The sequence below is a fragment of the Aeromonas sp. QDB34 genome (assembly GCF_027705405.1).
GTDB classification, from domain to species: domain Bacteria; phylum Pseudomonadota; class Gammaproteobacteria; order Enterobacterales; family Aeromonadaceae; genus Aeromonas; species Aeromonas hydrophila.
Genome location: NZ_JAPDBT010000005.1, coordinates 254,845 through 271,867, shown reverse-complemented (window position 1 = coordinate 271,867; position 17,023 = coordinate 254,845). Strand labels below are relative to the sequence as shown.

The window sequence follows — 17,023 nt, the reverse complement described above, 5'->3', positions numbered from 1 at the left end:
GGAATAGCTCAGTTGGTAGAGCACGACCTTGCCAAGGTCGGGGTCGCGAGTTCGAGTCTCGTTTCCCGCTCCAATCTCTCTTCAAATTCAATCTCTCTCCCCCAAGCTCACGAATCCAATATCTCTTCGAAGTCCTCATCATCCCTTTGAATTGTCGATCACATCGCGCCGCGATGATTTGTCGTATCCGGCGTTCAGCTGAGTAGACCCATATCTTCTGTAGACGCTTCGTGCGCAGGTGCTGGGGAGGGCTGTGGTTATAGGCAAGCTTATAATTGTCGGGAGGAGGGGGGCTGTTGCTGCGGGCAGACTTATGGGCGTGGCGGGGAGGGGGAAACGGCGGGCAAAAAAATAGGAGGGCCGATGGCTCCTCCTACAGGCTCACTGGCGTGGCTTAGAGCAGGGTAACGTTCTCAGCCTGAGGGCCTTTTTTGCCCTGGGTCACAGTGAACTGGACTTTTTGACCTTCAGCCAGGGTCTTGAAACCGGCGCTCTGGATGGAGGAGAAGTGAACGAAAACGTCCGGTCCCTGGGATTGCTCGATGAAGCCAAAACCCTTGGTCTCATTGAACCATTTTACTTGGCCGGTGCGAATGTCAGACATGTGGTAAGTCCTATCTATAACAAAATGAAACTAAGCCTTGTTGGGCAGCATTTGCCTAGAAATCAGGGGTTGAAGCATGACTGACCACGTCAATTTGTCCCAGTAGCATGTAGAACAATCCCTGTCTAAAGCACAAACGATTGTACGTGAGCGCGATCCCTTGTCAATTTGGCACTTTTCATTTTTTGAGCAAGCTAAAAATATTGTGAACTCAGCGGCTTATTTCATGGACTCAGGTCAAAAAAACGGGAGGCACCAGGCCTCCCGTTGTTTCATTCCTTGAGGGCGAATCCTTCACCCTGTCGGTCGTAGCGGTAGATGGCCTGACCGTAGGAGCGGATCTCGACCCGCTGGATGCGGCGGGTGTCATCGATCAGGATGAACACGGCCCGCCCCGATTGCAGGCGGGTCAGCGGCCGATCAGGCCCTTCAATGGCGATCAGGCGGCTCAGCTCGGCGCCCGGCAGCTCGAACTTGCGGAAGATAGAGTAGAGAGTCTCGCCGGCTTGCACGTCGTGCTGCAGCCAGGTGCCATCCACCTTCTCTTCGACCGGTTTGGCAGCGGCCGGTGCACTGCCTGCGGCGCCATTGCCGACGGTGAGGGCCTGCGCCGGTACGGCGATGGGGACCGCCAGCGAACCGGACGGCGCGGCTTTGGGCGCGGGGACTGCCGGCTCCCAGGCCAGCACCAGCAACCAGAGCGGGATCAGGATCAGCAGCCCTATGGTGTGCTTGCGCGGCAGCGGGCTGGCCAGCTTGAACTTGCCTGTTTTGGCTTCCTGGCCGCGTTGGCCAAGTCCGCTCATGCCCTGGCCGATGCGTTGACGCAGGGGCAGGGTGGCGGCATTGATACGATGGAGCAGGGATCCTTGTGATTCGTCTTGGCGACGCTGCTGGGCTCGTCTGTTGTGGCCACGGGGGCGACGGTCCGGGGTGGGCACGGCATTTACCTCTCACTACATTGCCTGCCATCAGGCAAATTCGTGCCTATGGTAAACGGACTCGCCCCCGAGGGGGAGAGTCCTGAGGTGGAAAATTATCAGCTGAGACGAAATTGTCCCAGTAATTGCTGTAAACGCTCGGCCGCCTGGCGCAACGCCTGGCTGGCTTTGGCCGTTTCGGTCGCATCCAGTGCGATGTCGTTGGCCAGTGCGTTGGTTTTTGACAGGTTGCCGGAGACGGTCTCGGAAACCGAGCTCTGCTCTTCGGCGGCGGAGGCGATCTGGTAGGTCATGTCGTTGATGGTGGAGATGGCCTGATAGATGCTGCCGAGCGCCTCTTCCGCCAGATCCGCCTCGCCCACCGCCTGATGGGTCAGCTGCTGGCTCTGGTTGATGGCGTTGACCGCGTTGGCCGAGCTGTGGCGGATCTTCTCGATCAGCTCCTGGGTATTCTGCACCGCCTGCTGGGTGTTGCCCGCCAGTTTGCGTACCTCGTCGGCCACTACCGCGAAGCCGCGGCCCTGCTCGCCGGCCCGGGCCGCCTCGATGGCGGCGTTGAGCGCCAGCAGGTTGGTCTGATCGGCGATCCCCTGAATGACGGTGAGGATGCTGGTGATCTGCTCGCTGTCGTGGGCCAGTCCCTCGACCACCTCGGCACCCTTGCCGGCCTCGGCCGCCACCTTGTGCATCGACTGGATCACCTGCTGGAAGCGTACCTTGCCCTGATCCGCCGCCCCCTGGGCCTGCTTGGCCGAGTCGGCGGTGTTGTTGGCGTGGGTGGCCACCTCCTGGCTGACATAGGACATCTCCTGCACCGCGGTCAGCATCTGCTCCATCTCCGCCTGGTGGTGCTGCAGGTTGGTGTCGGTCTGGCCGGCGATGCGATCGGTGTCGCCGGCGTGACGGTTGACCTCGCTGGCGGTCTTGAGCACATCCCCCAGCAGCACCTGCAGCTTGTCGATGAAGCGGTTGATGCCCTTGGCCAAGTCCCCCAATTCATCGCGGGACTGGGTATTGAGCCGCTTGGTGAGATCCCCCTCGCCATCGGCGATGTCATCCACCAGGCTGACCATCTGGCGGATGGGGCCGGTGATGCTGCGGGCAATGACCAGCATGGTGGCCAGCGCCAGCACCAGCACGACGACGGCGCCCACCAGTTGCTGGGTCATGGCGGCCCGGTTCATGTCGCTCAGCTGGGCTTCCAGCTGGTCGGCCCCGGCCAGCACCACCTTGTAGGGCAGGGTGACGATGATGGCCCAGTTGCGGCTCATGCCCGGCACCGCGATGGGCACCGAGATCCGGAACGCATCGTCGAGCTCCTGGCGCTGAACCTCGGGTTTGAGGTACTGCTGCCAGCCGTTGCCAAGCAGCTTGTCGGCGCGGCTGCCGAGCAGGCTGGCATCGCCGCTGGTGCCGGTGATGACGCCGGCGGCGCTGACGATCAGGGTTTCGCCCTTGCCGTCATAGATGTTGCTGTTGAGGGACTGGGCCTGACGGCTGATGGAGTCCACCGCTAGATCGAGCGCGGCGATCCCCTTGAACTGACCGCCCACCATGATGGGGGTGGTGATGGTGCTCACCAGCACCTGCTGGCCGTTGATGTCCACCTTGAAGGGGTCGATGAGGCAGGAGCGTCCCTCCCGTTTCGGGCAGGCGTAGTAGTCGTTGGCCGGATTGCCGAACTCATCTGGATCGCTCTTCTCAATGGAGAGCAGCAGGTCGGTGCCGATGCTCTCCTTGTCGCGATAGAAGTAGGGTACGAAGCGCCCCTTGCTGTCACTGCCCAGCGCCGTCTGGCCGGCGAAGCTGGCATCCTGGCCGTCGAAGCCGTTGGGTTCGAAGCCGGCGAAGGCGCCGTAGAGTTGAGGTTCGAGGGCGAGCTGGGCCTTGAGCAGATCGGTGGCCTGCAGGCGATCCAGCGGCAGTTTGCCCTCCTGCTGCAGGGCGAGGGCGCTGGCCATCTGCTGGGTATAGGAGAGCCCCTTTTGCAGCAACTGGGTGATGGTGGCGGCCTCGGCACGGGCGTTGGCGCTGACCTTCTGCCATGCCTCCTGCTGCAGGGCGGCGCGGCTGGAGCTGATGGTCAGCTTCTGGGTCTGTTGACCCGAGTACTGGTTGAGCAGGATCAGGATGACCAGGGCGGCGGTCATGGCGATCCCGGCCATCACCAGAATGCGATTCTGGATAGAACGGAACTGCATCGTCTCTTCCTTGTTGGTGAGCGTTATTTGGATATCGGCCGGAGGAGGCAGCTCTCCAACACTTGTCATAGCAAAACGGAAACCGGGATTTTGTTTTGCGATCCCCTTCAAATATCAGGCGGCAAGCGGCTGGGACGCCTGTGCAACCCCCTACTTTTGCCCGCTGCGGCTGCATGGTTTTCCCATCCGTCATTGTCGGTGCTAAAATGCGACGGTTTTTTTAACGAATTGGCCCAAGGCCCTCTACACAAGGCTTAAAGATGAAAGTCAAAACCCGTTTTGCTCCCAGCCCGACCGGCTTTTTGCATGTCGGCGGTGCCCGTACCGCACTCTATTCCTGGTTGTTTGCAAAGAACCAGGGCGGTGAGTTCGTGCTGCGTATCGAGGATACCGACCTGGAACGTTCCACTCAGGAGGCGATCGACGCCATCATTGAGGGCATGGAATGGCTGGAGCTGAACTGGGATGAGGGCCCCTACTACCAGACCAAGCGCTTCGATCGCTACAACGGTCTGATCGACGAGATGCTGGCAGATGGCCGTGCCTACAAGTGCTACTGCTCCAAAGAGCGGCTGGAAGCGCTGCGCGAAGGCCAGATGGCCAACGGCGAGAAGCCCCGCTATGACGGCAAGTGCCGCGACCATGCCCACGATCACCCGGCGGATGCGCCGCACGTCATTCGCTTTCGCAACCCGACTGAAGGCTCCGTGGTGTTCGACGACCACGTCCGTGGCCGCATCGAGTTCGCCAACACCGAGCTCGACGATCTGATCATTCGCCGTACCGACGGCGCGCCGACCTACAACTTCTGCGTGGTGGTCGATGACTGGGACATGGAGATCACCCACGTGGTGCGTGGCGAAGACCACATCAACAACACCCCGCGCCAGATCAACATCTACAAGGCGCTGAACGCGCCGGTGCCGGAGTTTGCCCACGTCTCCATGATCCTGGGTGACGACGGTGCCAAGCTCTCCAAGCGCCACGGTGCAGTCTCCGTGATGCAGTACCGTGACGACGGCTACCTGCCGGAAGCGCTGTTGAACTATCTGGTGCGTCTGGGCTGGTCCCACGGCGATCAGGAGATCTTCAGCCTGGACGAGATGATCAAGCTGTTCAGCCTGGATGCCATCTCCAAGTCTGCCTCTGCCTTCAACACTGACAAGCTGCTGTGGCTGAACAACCACTACATGCGCAGCCTGGATCCGGCCTATGTGGCCAAGCATCTGGCATGGCACATGGAAAACCAGAAGATCGACACCAGCAAGGGCCCGTCACTGCCAGAGGTTGTGACTCTGCTGGCCGAGCGCTGCAACACCCTGGTCGAGATGGCCGCCCAGAGCCGCTACCTGTTCGAAGATTTTGAGGCCATCGACGAAGCGGCTGCCAAGAAGCACCTGCGCGGCGTTGCTGCCGAGCCGCTGACCCTGGCCAAGGCCAAGCTGGCTGCCCTGGATAGCTGGACCACCGAAGCGCTGCACGAGCTGATTGAAGCCACTGCCGCCGAGCTGGGTCAGGGCATGGGCAAGGTCGGTATGCCGCTTCGCGTAGCGGTGACCGGGCTGGGTCAGTCCCCAGGTATCGACGCCGTGATGGCGCTGGTGGGCAAGGAGCGGGTACTCGCTCGTATCGACCGCGCTCTGGCGTACATCGAAGCGCGCATGGCCGCCGAATAAGCGCTAGCCAGTGCTTGAGAAAGGGCTCCCGTACGGGGGCCCTTTGTTTTTGGCCAAAGGCCGGTTTTGTGACATAAAACAGCGAGATAGCTGTGTCATTGCCGGTTAAATCGGCTAACTGCTTGAATTTTGACTAAACGCGCGAATAGGCGTTATTTTTGGGTTGACAGCAAAGCGGTCGGTGCCTATCATGCGCCTCCGTTGCCGGAGATAACTTTGGTAGCGCCGAGGTGAGTTGGGGTTATAGCTCAGCTGGGAGAGCGCTTGCATGGCATGCAAGAGGTCCGCGGTTCGATCCCGCGTAGCTCCACCAAATTCAGAGTGACTCAGCGTCACTCACATACATCGGGGTTATAGCTCAGCTGGGAGAGCGCTTGCATGGCATGCAAGAGGTCCGCGGTTCGATCCCGCGTAGCTCCACCATCTTTCGTAACGAAAGTAGAAAAGGCCACCGCACTGCGGTGGCCTTTTTGTTTTGCGCTCCGTTCACCGGGCGTACCGGCCGGCCCATAAAAAAGCCCGCATCGCTGCAGGCTTTTGGTTTGATGGTGATGGGGCATCAGCCGTGGCGACGACGCCAGGCCAGCGGCAACAGCGCCAGCAGCAGGGCGCCCATGGCACCACCACCGCCGTTGCTCTCCTCTTTCAGCTTGAGGTCGACGATGATGGGGTCGTGGTCGGAGGCGCTGAACGGGTTGTCCGACTTGATCATGTCGCCGGTGAAGTCCCGGCCGTACTCGAACAGGTTGCTCTCGAACGAGTTGATGTGCCAGTCGGCCACGGCGATCACCTTGCCGGCCAGCGCCGGGTTGGCGAGGGCATAGTCCAGGGTGCCGAGCTCGGCCTCGTAGCTGTAGGAGATGGCTTTCTCCTTGTTGAACTTGACGTTCATGTCCACCAGACCGTAGCTCTTGGCCACTTCGCTGCCGGTCTGCTCAAAGACCTGGTCACCGAGGAAGGTCTGGGAGGCGGAGACAATCTTGCGCTGACCGTCGGTCGGCACATAGTCGGTCAGCACCCGGATCGCATCTTCCCGGGCGTAGGAGTTGAAGTCGCCCACCAGCAGCACCTGGCCGGGCAGCTTGCTCACCGCGTCGCCCAGCACCTTGGCGGCACTGACCCGGAACTCGGTGCACTTGCCCTGCAGATCGGCCGGCTCCTTGCCGTCCAGGTTCTCGAGGCAGCCTGAACCCTTGGATTTCAGGTGGTTGACCACCAGGGTCAGCGGATCCTTGCTGCCCTCGACGGTGAAGGTCTGCACCAGGGAGTCACGCTGAGAGGCCTGTTTCTCGACCCCTTTGGCATCCAGGTATTTCTGCACCGGCAGGGTGATGACGTTGGCGTCCCCTTGCGGTGCCAGCTTGGCCGGCCGGTAGATCATGGCCACCATGATGGCGTCGCCACCGAAGTAGTGCTCGCCCTGCAGCAGCGCCTTGGGCAGGGTGACGAAGGCGTACTGCTTGCCCGCCTCTTTCTGCTGGGCGTTGAGGGCCTGTACCAGGTCGCTGATGGCGGAGTGGCTGTCAAAGCCGTTGTTCTCCATCTCCATCAGGCCGAGCAGGTCGGCATCCATCTCGGTGATGGCGTTGACGATCTTGGTGCGCTGCTTCTGGAAATCTTCCAGATTCTTGGCGCCCCGGTTGCAGCCCTTGGCGCTGTCTGCATCCGCCTGATCCTTGCACAGCACGTTGAGGGCACCGCCCACGCTGGAGTGGCTGGTGAAGTAGTTGAGCACGTTGAAGCTGCCGACGCGCAGATCGGTGCCGTCGGCACGGGCCGGGGCGCTCTGGCGGTCGTTGTCGCTGGTGCGCAGCAGATCGCCGGCGGTGATCACCTGATCCTGCGGCACGATCAGCCGGTACTCGTTGTAGCTGTAGCCCACCATGGCGTCCAGATTGACCGGGGCGTCGCCGATGCGCAGGTAACCCTGCTCCGGCTCCCAGGCCGGCAGCCAGGGCAGTTTGCTGTCGGCGGCCTTGAAGTCCGATTCGAGGAACACCCGGTTGCCGGCGTTGGCCTTGGCCAGTGCCTTGGCGGCCTTGCTGTCGGCGTCGTGCAGCTGGGTCGGTTTCATCAGCGGCGCCTGGTGGGAGAGCACCAGGTTGTTGCGCCGGGCGGCGTAGTCATAGCTGAAGTTGCGGCTGATTTTGAGCGCGCTGTCGGCGTCGAGCCGTACCCGCATCCCTTCGTGGCGCTCCAGCGCCCGGGCCAGGGTTTCGTTTTCCAGCACCCGCAGCGGGATGGCGGCCGGGACCGAGCCCTGGGCGACGACCTGCAGGCGCGGGGTGCCGCTGTCAAACACCGGCTTGAGCTGGGTGTGGTTGTAATACTCTTCGACCTTGGCCTCCAGGCAGACTTCGGCACCCGGCTTGATGTCCGGGTACTTGCTGGCGAAGTTCTTGTCGTTCAGGAAGACGAAGATGCCGTCCGAGGTCTGGGGGTTGCCGTCGCCCTGCACATCCAGCAGGTAGAACCCCTTGTTGAGGCTCTCGCCGAGGCCAGAGACCACTGCCTTGACCATGACACTCTGGGGGCTTTCGAACTTGTCGGCGGGAATGAGCGGGCTCTTGTCGCCGCTGCCCTGAATGACCGGGATCGGGGTGAGGGCGCTGTCGGCCGGGCAGCTGAAGCCGGCGGCATAGACGGACGGGGAGGCGAGCGCAAGCCCCACGGCCAGCGACAGCAGGGTACGTGTTCCTTTCATAACTGTTCCTTTTTTATTTTTTGCCAGTGTTTCCATAGCCTTGGCGCATCGGCCAAGGGCGCGCATTGTCACATTTCTGGCATGTCATACCAGTGAGCCAACGCACATTACGGGGATACAAATGAGGGCAATGCCGGTTTTTTTGACTTGGCTAACAGTATGAAATTAATGACAAAAGAGTTATTTCGTCACATCAGTGAAAATGTGATCTGGCTGGCATCCACATATTTTTCCTCGAGAATGAAGATTGAGGCTCGGCTGGTTGATTCCTATACTCGGCTTGTTCCTCACGGAACCCAGGTAAAGGGCAAACCGGTCGAGATGCCGGGACGCAATGCCTCCGGTCTTCAGATCGCGCGATCCAGATAGCGGGGCTTCCCAGGGTGAGGGTGACGTTTGTGGCAGGTCCATTGCCAGTTGTCTGCGCCCATCACACAGGTTGCGCTTGTTCTTTGCCTTGGTGACCAATGCCAAGACAAAACAAGGAAGATAACAATATGCAACAGACCCTAAGGCCCAGCAGGCTTGCCATGCTGGTGGCTTTGGCTGCCATGCCCGCCTGGGCACAGGCTGCCTATCCCGCCTATCCCGCCTATCAGGCCGGTACTGCCTACAAGGCCGGCGACATCGTCAGCAACGTCGGCAATCTCTATGAGTGCAAAGAATTTCCCTACTCCGGCTGGTGCGGGGCCTCGCCCTATCACTACGCTCCTGGAGTGGGTGTGGTCTGGGCCGATGCCTGGAAGCTGTATGGCGGGGACGTGCCGCCCCCGGCACTCGGCGTAGCCGTCAGCTCGCCAGCTGCCGGCGCCAGTTTCAACGAGGGGGCCAGCGTCGCGCTGGCGGTGACCCTGAGCGGCCCGGTGACGGCGCTGGTTCGGGTGGAATACCTCATCGACGGCAAGCTGGTCGCCACGGCGAGCGCCTCGCCCTGGAACGGCAGCTGGAGTGCCGCCGGTGTCGGCGCCCATGCCCTCAAGGCACGGGCACTGGATAAAGATGGCAAGGTGCTGAGCGAGGCGGATTCGAACTTCAACGTCGCCGCCGTGGTGGCGCCGGAGGCGCCCAAGGTGAGCATCAGCAGTCCGGCCAGCGGCGCCAAGGTGACCCTGGGTCGCAGCGTGGCGGTGAGCGGCAACGTCACCGATGCCAACAACGACGTCGCCAGGGTCGAGCTGTTCGTCGATGGCAAGAAGGTGGGTGAAGACACCAGTGCCCCCTGGCAGGTGAACTGGACGCCCCAGAGCAAGGGGCTGGCCGGCCTCAAGCTGGTGGCGACCGACAAGGAGAACCTGAGCGGCGAATCGAGCCAGGTCGACGTACAGGTGGAAGAGGCAGCCCTGCCGCCCACCGGTGGCAACCTCTCCTGCGACATTCGCCAGATCTACCGCCCGGACGGTTACGAGTGCATGGGGGATGATCACGCCCGTCGGGTCATCGGTTATTTCACCTCCTGGCGTACCGGCAAGAACGGCTTGCCCTCCTATCTGGTGAGCGATATCCCCTGGGACAAGATCACCCACATCAACTATGCCTTCGCGGCGGTGGACGAGCAGAGCCACACCATCAAGGTGGACGACTCGGCGACCAAGATGACCTGGGACGGCGTGCCGGGTGCCGAGATGGATCCGGAGTTTGCCTACAAGGGCCACTTCAACCTGCTGTCGAAGTACAAGAAGCAGTATCCGGACGTGAAGACCCTGATCTCGGTGGGAGGCTGGGCCGATACCCGCGGCTTCTATACCGCCACCACCAAGGGTGACTGCTCGGTCAACAGCGACGGCATCAACGCCTTTGCCAACTCGGCGGTGAGCTTCATCCGTCAGTACGGCTTTGACGGGGTCGACGTCGACTACGAATACCCCACCTCCATGAAGGATGCGGGCAACCCCAATGACTTCCCGCTCTCCAACCAGTGCCGTGGCAAGCTGTTTGCCAACTACAAGGTGCTGATGCAGACCCTGCGCAGCAAGCTCGACAGCGCCGGCAGCGAGGATGGCCGCAAGTACATGCTGACCATCGCCTCGCCGGCCTCGGCCTATCTGCTGCGCGGCATGGAGAACTTCCAGGTCACCCAGTACCTCGACTACGTCAACCTGATGACCTACGACTTCCACGGCGCCTGGAACAACTTCGTCGGTCACAACGCCGCCCTGTTCGACAACAAGGCGGATGCCGAACTTGCCCACTGGGGCGTCTATACCCAGAGCCAGTTTGGCGGCATCGGCTACCTCAACGCGGCCTGGTCTGCCCACTACTTCCGTGGCGCCCTGGCGGCCGGCAAGATCAACGTGGGCGTGCCTTACTACACCCGCGGCTGGCAAGGGGTCAGCGGTGGCACCCACGGCCTGGCCGGCAAGGCAGCCCTGCCGAGCCAAAGCGATTGTCAGCCGGGCACCGGTGGCAGCACCATTCCGTGCGGCAACGGGGCGGTCGGCATCGACAACATCTGGCATGATCTCGACAAGAACGGCAAGGAGATCGGTGGTGGCGCCGTGCCCATGTGGCATGCCAAGAACCTGGAGAATGCCGCCAGCCTGGGTATCACCACCATGCCGAGCTACGGCCAGGCCTGGGGTCTGGATCCCAACAACCCGGCTCACGTGATGCAGGGCAAGTACGTGCGTTACTACGATGACAAGGCGCAGGCGCCCTGGCTCTGGAACGAAGAGAAGAAGGTGTTCCTCTCCACCGAAGATGAAGAGTCCATGGGCCACAAGCTCGACTACATCATCAAGCGGGGCCTGGGCGGGGTCATGTTCTGGGAGATGGCGGGTGACTACGCCTTCGATCCGGCCAAGAACGAGTACGGCATGGGCAGCACGCTGACCACGCTCGCCTACGAGAAGTTCGCCAAGGCAGCCAAGTACGACACCAAGCAGAACGATCTGGCGGCGCCAACCGCCCAGCTCGACATCGCGGTGAGCCTCTCCGGCTTCAAGGAGGGGGATTCCAACTACCCGATCAACCCGACCCTGAAGCTCACCAACAACTCGACCCAGACCATTCCGGGCGGTACTCGCATCGAGTTCCTGGTGCCCACCTCCACCTCCGACACCATCACCGACCAGAGCGGGATGGGGCTGAAAGTGGTGGAGAGCGGCGGCAACCAGAACTCCGACGGCATCGCCAACGAGAAGGACTTCCACAAGGCGGCCTTTACGCTGCCGACCTGGAAGGCGTGGGCGCCGGGCAGCGACGTGGAAGTGGCGATGACCTACTATCTGCCGGCCGCCGGTGTGCCAAGCGGTATCCGCATCATCAGTGGGACCCAGACTGCGGGCCTCAAGGCCGAGTTCCCGACCCTGCCGGAGGCGGTGCTGGGCAGCAGTGGTGGCGGCGAGAACCCGGGCGGCGCCACCTGCAGCAGCCAGAACGTCAACCCGGCCGCCTACAAGGCCTATCCGACCTGGCCGCAGGGGGATCACGCCAACGGCGGTGACCGGATGACCAACAACAAGGCGGTGTGGCAGGCCAACTGGTGGACCAGCAGCGAGCCCAAGGCGGGCGATGGCAGCTGGAAGCTGGTATGCAGCTACTGAACTGATGACCATTTCAGAGGCAGGCCGGTACTCAGCCTGTCCTCTCGCAAGGCAATGACCCAATCCGGAGCCCAGGCTCCGGATTTTTTTATGGTGAGATGACAAAGGTAGAGGGTAGAGGCATAAAAAAGACCGCTCCGGGGAGCGGCCAATTGCCACCAAGGCAATCTGCGGGGTGACCCCCTTGTTGCTGATCGGCAGGGCTGGGAGGGTGCCCGTCCTGCCGGGTGTCATTGCGTGCCATGCCGGGAACAAATGCCACCGGGCCGGCACGCCTGGGTTGCTTATTGGGTGACGGCGCCGCCCTGCTGCTCTTTCAAGAAGCTGATCCAAGGGGAAGCGCGGCCACTGACGTTGCCGTTCTGGGCAGCCTGAGTGAAGGCGGAGAGCGCCTCCTTCGGTTTTTGCTGCTCAAAATAGGCGACCCCGGTCAGGAACTTCAGATCCGCCCGCTGCTCGCCGCTGGCATTGGCGGCGGGCTTGGCGGCGAATGCCACCAGATCCTGGTAGCGCTTGCTCTGGATCATCATGCGCGCCATCTTGAGCTGCAGCTCGGCGCTGGGGGCCAGCTTGTAGGACTTGGCCAGGGTATCGATGGCCGGGTCCAGCTCCTTGGCCTGGTGCCAGTAGTTGGCCAGTGTCTTGTAGTTGGCCGCGTTGCTCTCGATGGTCCCTTCCTTCATCGCCTTTTCCATCACGCGGGCGGCGCGGTGGGGGATGCCGGCGAAGGCCAGGTAGTTGGCCAAACGCTGCAACTCGGCCGCCTCGGTCAGCATGCCGAGGTTGTAGGCCCCCTCCAGCGCCGCCAGCGCCTTGCCATCGTTGCCCGCCTGCATGTGCATGGCCGACAACTGGGTCCAGTACTTCTTCTTCTCCGGATAGCGGTCGACCAGCGCGGTCAGCACCTCGGTGGCCGGCTTGTACTGTTTCAGCTCGTAGTGGGCCGCCATCTTCAGCAGATACCAGGACTCCGGTGCCTTGCCCGCGGAGAGCTTGATCGCGTTGTCCACCGCCGGTATGGCTTCCCGATACTGCTTGAGCTGCACATGGGCGTTGGCCAGCGTGATGTAGGCGTGCGGGGTCGGCTTCTCGTCCTTGCCGAGGTTCGCGAACCACTGGTTCATGGTGCTGATGGAGGCCTTGAAGTTCCCCTCAGCCATGTAGAGCTGGGCCAGGTTGTAGCGCACCTGCTGGGCCACCGGCTGGGGCAGCCCGCCGGTGGCGATGGCATCGGCGAAGTACTTGGTCGCCTGACCGTACTTCTCCTGCTGCGCCGCCACGAAGCCCAGGGTCTGCAGAATGACCCCCTTGTCGTAGACCCGCTCGCCGGCGCCGGACAGCGCCTCCTGCAGCTTGGCATTGGCCTCGCCGTATTTCTTCTCGGTGATCAGTGCCTGCGCCTTGTTGACCGCGCGGTAGGCGCGGTCAGAGAGGGCGGGCTGCTCGGCGGCCCACCCGGCGGTGCTGAGCAGCACCGCCATGGCGACCGGGGCGAGGATCAGGGTATGTAACTTTTTCATCGCCACCTTCCTTAGTTGGTCGCAAACTCGATCTCTTGCTGCATGCGGGTGGCCTGAGGCTTGCCATCCACCATGGCCGGCTTGAACGTCCATTTGGCGATGGTCTGGCGTGCTGCCTTGCCGAGGTCGTAGCTGCGGGGATCCTCTTTGACGATCCGCACGTTGCTGACGGTGCCGCGCTCGGTGACGGTGAACTCCACCAGCACCTTGCCGGAGGCAAGGCCGGCCAGAGCCGCCTTGCGGGGCATCATGGGCTCGAAGGTCGCCAGCGGAATGGCGCCGTTGTTGCCGCCCATGCCGCCACCACCGCCACCGGTGCTGTAGGCACCGAGGGCGTTGCCGCCACCGATGTTGACCGGGATGTCGAGTTTGGGCATGTCCATCGGCGAGCTCTCCATCTGCGGCCGATCCGTGCTGGCCACTTCCATCTCGGGAGGGGGAGGGGGCCGGTTCGGGGGCGGCGGCTTGGGCAGCTCGCGTTGTCTCTCTTGCAGGGTCTCCTGAGGCTTGATGCGGATGAAGTCGGTCATGCTGACGTCCTCCTTCTCCACCAACTCCCGATGATCCGGTGTGATGAGCTTGTTCATTCCCAGAAACAGGAAGAACACCACCACACAGGAGACCGCCAACGATATCAGGTATCTCATGGTGCTCGCTCCGGCATCAGCTGCTCTTGCTCGCCGCGATGGAGATGTTCTGGACACCGGCCATGCGGATCTGATCCATGACCTGGACCACCAGACCTGAACGGGATTCGGTATCGGCCTGGATCACCACGGCGCTCTCCGGGTTTTCGGCCCGCAGCCGCTCGATGTTGGCGCGCACGGCGCCTACTTCGACGATGCGCTTGTCGACCCAGACCTGGCCGTTTTCACGGACCGCGACCATGATGTTCCCCTTCTTCACCGTCTCGGCCGTGCTGGCGCTCGGGCGGTTGATCTCCACGCCGGACTCCTTGACGAACGAGGTGGTGACGATGAAGAAGATCAGCATGATGAACACTATGTCCAGCATGGGGGTCAAATCGATGGCCGCCTCATCAGCACTGCTGTCGCTGTGACGTTTTCTCATGGCAAAAACTCCTTGCTTGTTCTGTGCCCCCGCCAGAGCCGGGCCCGGCGGGGGAGTGCATCCTGCATCAACCGTGTTTCAGGTTGTCTTCCAGCTTCTCGACCGCCAGCTTGGCCTTGTGATCGAGCTGGTTGACAAAAAACAGGCCGGAAAGGGCGGCAATCATGCCTGCCATGGTCGGTACCGTCGCCTTGGAGATCCCCGAGGCCATCGCCCGCGGTGAGCCGGTGCCGGTGATGGCCAGGGTGTCGAACACCTGCACCATGCCGACCACGGTCCCGAGCAGCCCCATCAGCGGGCAGAGGGCGATCAGCACCTTGATGACCGGCATCCCCTTGTCCACCGCCATGGCCACCCGGGAGACCAGCTCGCGCCGGATCTGCTTGGCGGACCAGGAGAGGTGATCGCTGCGGGCCAGCCAGGCGGCCTTGGTCTGCTTCACCTGCTTGGGGTAGACCGCCATGAAGTAGAACCAGCGCTCCAGCAGCAGGGCCCACATCATCAGGGTCAGGAAGAACAGGGCGACCAGTACGTCGCCCCCCAATCCCAGAAACCGGCGGACCGACTCGACTTCTTCAATCAACCAGAACCACATGGGTGACTCCTTACGCTGCGGCTTTGGAGGCGTGCAGACGTTCCTGGTAGCGGGCGACGAAACCGGCGCTCTGCTCTTCCAGCACCTGGATCAGACGACGGCTCTGGGTCTGTACGATGGTGTAGAGGAACAGCATGGGCACGGCGACCACCAGACCCTGCATGGTGGTGACCAGGGCTTCGGAGATACCGCCTGCCATCAGCTTGGGATCGCCGGTACCGAACAGGGTGATGGCCTGGAAGGTGGCGATCATGCCGACCACGGTACCCAGCAGACCCAGCAGCGGCGCGACCGAGGCGATCAGCTTGATGATGCTGATGCCCTTCTCGAACTTGGGCACGTTGCGCAGGATGATCTCGTCGAGCTTGGACTCCAGATCCTCGATGTTGTCGCCACGATGGCTCTGGTAGGCCCCCAGCATCTCGCCGATGGGGTTGCCCTTGATGATCTGATCGGATTTGAGCTGCTTGCGCATGGAGCCGCCGATGAGGGAGAGGCGAGCGCCGCAGAACAGCGCCAGCAGGGTGCCGAGCACGCCGAGCACCATGATGACGTAGCCCACTTCACCACCCTGGTCGATCCGCTCTTTCAGGGTCGGCGACTGTACCAGCAGGGAGAGGATCACGCCGCGGGACGGGTCGACGAAGATCGGCTTGACGCCGCCGCCACCCTGTTCAAAGTCGGCGATGGGCTCCAGCACCCCCTTGTCGGGCTGGCGGGGCAGCTGTTCGAACTTGCCGGTCTCCGGCACGAAGGTCAGGTACTTGCCTTCGGAGACGGTGTTGAACTCGCCGATCTGGGTCACGGTCTTCTCGGCCTGGTTGCCTTCGCCATAGACCACGGTGGCCGGGATCTGGCTCACCTTGCCACCGTCGACCATGCGGCTGAGGGTGGTGGTCCAGAAGGCGGTCAGGTCATCGCTGGAGGGCAGCTCCTTGCTCTCGGCCAGGCGGGTCAGCAGGGCGGTCTGCTCCGGATGCTCGACCCGGCGGGCAGAGGCGTTGAAGATCCCCTTGAACTCGCCGGCGAACTGGCGCAGTACCCCGAACATCTCGCCCATGTTGCCGGCACGCTGGCGCAGGGTCTCGGTCAGCTCGGTCAGCTGCTTGTCGTTGGCATCGAAGGTGGCCTTGAGCCGCTCACCCTTGGCCGTTTCGGCGGCCAGTTCTGCCTTGGCCTTGGCCAGCAGGGCGGCCTGCTCGTTCTTGTCGGCCAGGAAGCGGGCTTCCCGCTCCTTGTTGAGCTGGGATTCGGTGGTGCTGGCGGCCTTGACCTGATTGAGCAGGGCGTTCAGGTCCACCGGTTTCTCGGCGGCGGTCACCGGCAGGGTGATCAGGGTCGCGCCCGCGATCAGCGAGGCGATGGCAAGTTTGATTCCTTTCATGATGCTTTCTCCGCAGTTTGAACCGGCAGCTTGATGAGGGCGGGGGGCGCCTGCTTCTTGGCGATGCGAAGGCCCTGTTCCACTGCACTGCGATACTCCTGGGGCAACTCTTCCCACTGACGGGTCTTCTTGTTCCACATGCCGGTCTCATTGCCGTCCGGGGACTGGTAGAGCAGGGCGATGCGGCCGACGCGCAGGAACTCATAGGTCTTCTCGCCGCCATCCTTGGCCAGGCTGGCCTTGTAGGATTCGATGGTGCGGCTGAAGCCCTCCTCGATCTGGTAGGCCTCCAGGATCTTGCGGTACTTCTCGGAGATGGTGACATCGGCCCGGTTCATCAGGTCGGTCAGGGCCGCGACGCGATCCTCCCGCTCGACCTTCTGGAACGGCAGATCCAGCGCCACGAACTGCTCGAGGGAGTCGATCATCTTGAGCATCAGCGGCACCACTTCGGTGCTGGTCTGATCGATCTGGGCGATCTGGCGCTGCATCGAGGCCAGTTCGCTGCTCTGGGAGTCGACCATCTTGCCCACCTGCTCGTTGTAGGTACGCAGGCTGTCGACCTGACGCAAGGCGGCCTTGTACTGGGCGAGGGCGGATTCGGCAGAGTCGGCGTAGTTGTCGATCTTCTGCTGGGAAACTTTGGATGCATTGTCGGTGGCGGCTTGAGCGTCCACTGCCTGGCTGGCAGAGGCGGCACTCAGATTGAAGCTGGTCAGCAAGGCAGCAGAAACCAGGCTGCCGAGGAGCGCTTTCTTCATTGTAATTGTCCTTGTTTTCATAGG

The 17,023-nt window shown here is 62.2% G+C and carries 12 protein-coding genes, 2 tRNA genes and 1 riboswitch; of the genes, 4 read left to right on the top strand and 10 right to left on the bottom strand.

The genetic code is table 11. From position 1 onward, the window contains the following. Positions 1-394: 394 nt before the first annotated feature. The 3 genes from OKC29_RS10170 to OKC29_RS10160 all read right to left on the bottom strand — a co-directional run bounded on the left by OKC29_RS10170 (position 395) and on the right by OKC29_RS10160 (position 3,746). Entirely contained in the window at positions 395-604 is a 210-nt protein-coding gene (locus OKC29_RS10170) for a cold-shock protein (RefSeq protein WP_011707209.1), read from the bottom strand. A gap of 272 nt (positions 605-876) precedes the next feature. Further along, positions 877-1,545 (bottom strand): LysM-like peptidoglycan-binding domain-containing protein, encoded by a 669-nt coding sequence (locus tag OKC29_RS10165; protein WP_011707208.1) that lies wholly within the window; start codon positions 1,543-1,545, stop codon positions 877-879. A 98-nt stretch (positions 1,546-1,643) separates the two neighbouring features. After that, the gene (locus tag OKC29_RS10160) at positions 1,644-3,746 is read right to left on the bottom strand and encodes a methyl-accepting chemotaxis protein (protein ID WP_162275765.1); all 2,103 of its coding nucleotides are present in this window, start codon (positions 3,744-3,746) and stop codon (positions 1,644-1,646) included. 260 nt (positions 3,747-4,006) lie between these two features. Here OKC29_RS10160 and gltX point away from each other — a divergent pair, with 260 nt between their 5' ends. From gltX to OKC29_RS10145, 3 genes are all read left to right on the top strand, one after another. Then, on the top strand, positions 4,007-5,422 hold the full coding sequence (gltX, locus tag OKC29_RS10155; RefSeq protein ID WP_073351492.1) for a glutamate--tRNA ligase: 1,416 nt from the start codon (positions 4,007-4,009) through the stop codon (positions 5,420-5,422). Positions 5,423-5,659: 237 nt separating this feature from the next. After that, positions 5,660-5,735, top strand: a tRNA-Ala gene (locus OKC29_RS10150). 34 nt (positions 5,736-5,769) lie between these two features. Beyond that, positions 5,770-5,845 (top strand) — tRNA-Ala (locus OKC29_RS10145). A gap of 136 nt (positions 5,846-5,981) precedes the next feature. Here the strand turns inward: OKC29_RS10145 and OKC29_RS10140 are convergent. Next, a complete protein-coding gene (locus tag OKC29_RS10140) occupies positions 5,982-8,126 on the bottom strand; it encodes an ExeM/NucH family extracellular endonuclease (protein WP_073351490.1) in 2,145 nt (714 codons plus the stop codon). Positions 8,127-8,422: 296 nt separating this feature from the next. Further along, positions 8,423-8,508, top strand: a riboswitch (cyclic di-GMP riboswitch). 115 nt (positions 8,509-8,623) lie between these two features. On the opposite strand from OKC29_RS10140, the gene OKC29_RS10135 reads away from it, so the two are divergent. After that, the gene (locus OKC29_RS10135) at positions 8,624-11,668 is read left to right on the top strand and encodes a glycosyl hydrolase family 18 protein (RefSeq protein WP_162275764.1); all 3,045 of its coding nucleotides are present in this window, start codon (positions 8,624-8,626) and stop codon (positions 11,666-11,668) included. A gap of 284 nt (positions 11,669-11,952) precedes the next feature. On the opposite strand, the gene OKC29_RS10130 is transcribed toward OKC29_RS10135, so the two are convergent. The 6 genes from OKC29_RS10130 to OKC29_RS10105 all read right to left on the bottom strand — a co-directional run bounded on the left by OKC29_RS10130 (position 11,953) and on the right by OKC29_RS10105 (position 16,999). After that, complete coding sequence (locus OKC29_RS10130) at positions 11,953-13,188, bottom strand: tetratricopeptide repeat protein (protein ID WP_024941433.1); 1,236 nt, start codon at positions 13,186-13,188, stop codon at positions 11,953-11,955. A gap of 11 nt (positions 13,189-13,199) precedes the next feature. Continuing rightward, complete coding sequence (locus OKC29_RS10125) at positions 13,200-13,835, bottom strand: energy transducer TonB (RefSeq protein ID WP_016351824.1); 636 nt, start codon at positions 13,833-13,835, stop codon at positions 13,200-13,202. 16 nt (positions 13,836-13,851) lie between these two features. Next, positions 13,852-14,259: an ExbD/TolR family protein gene (locus OKC29_RS10120; protein ID WP_010633018.1), complete on the bottom strand. Its 408-nt coding sequence runs from the start codon at positions 14,257-14,259 to the stop codon at positions 13,852-13,854. 67 nt (positions 14,260-14,326) lie between these two features. Next, the gene (locus tag OKC29_RS10115; RefSeq protein ID WP_010633019.1) at positions 14,327-14,854 is read right to left on the bottom strand and encodes a MotA/TolQ/ExbB proton channel family protein; all 528 of its coding nucleotides are present in this window, start codon (positions 14,852-14,854) and stop codon (positions 14,327-14,329) included. Positions 14,855-14,864: 10 nt separating this feature from the next. After that, positions 14,865-16,238 carry a MotA/TolQ/ExbB proton channel family protein gene (locus OKC29_RS10110; RefSeq protein WP_017410944.1) on the bottom strand — a complete coding sequence of 458 codons (1,374 nt, stop codon included), beginning with the start codon at positions 16,236-16,238 and terminating at the stop codon, positions 14,865-14,867. Beyond that, positions 16,235-16,999, bottom strand: coding sequence for a DUF3450 domain-containing protein (locus OKC29_RS10105; RefSeq protein WP_016351821.1), 765 nt, complete (start codon positions 16,997-16,999; stop codon positions 16,235-16,237). Before OKC29_RS10105 ends, OKC29_RS10110 begins: the two co-directional genes overlap by 4 nt. Positions 17,000-17,023: the final 24 nt, after the last annotated feature.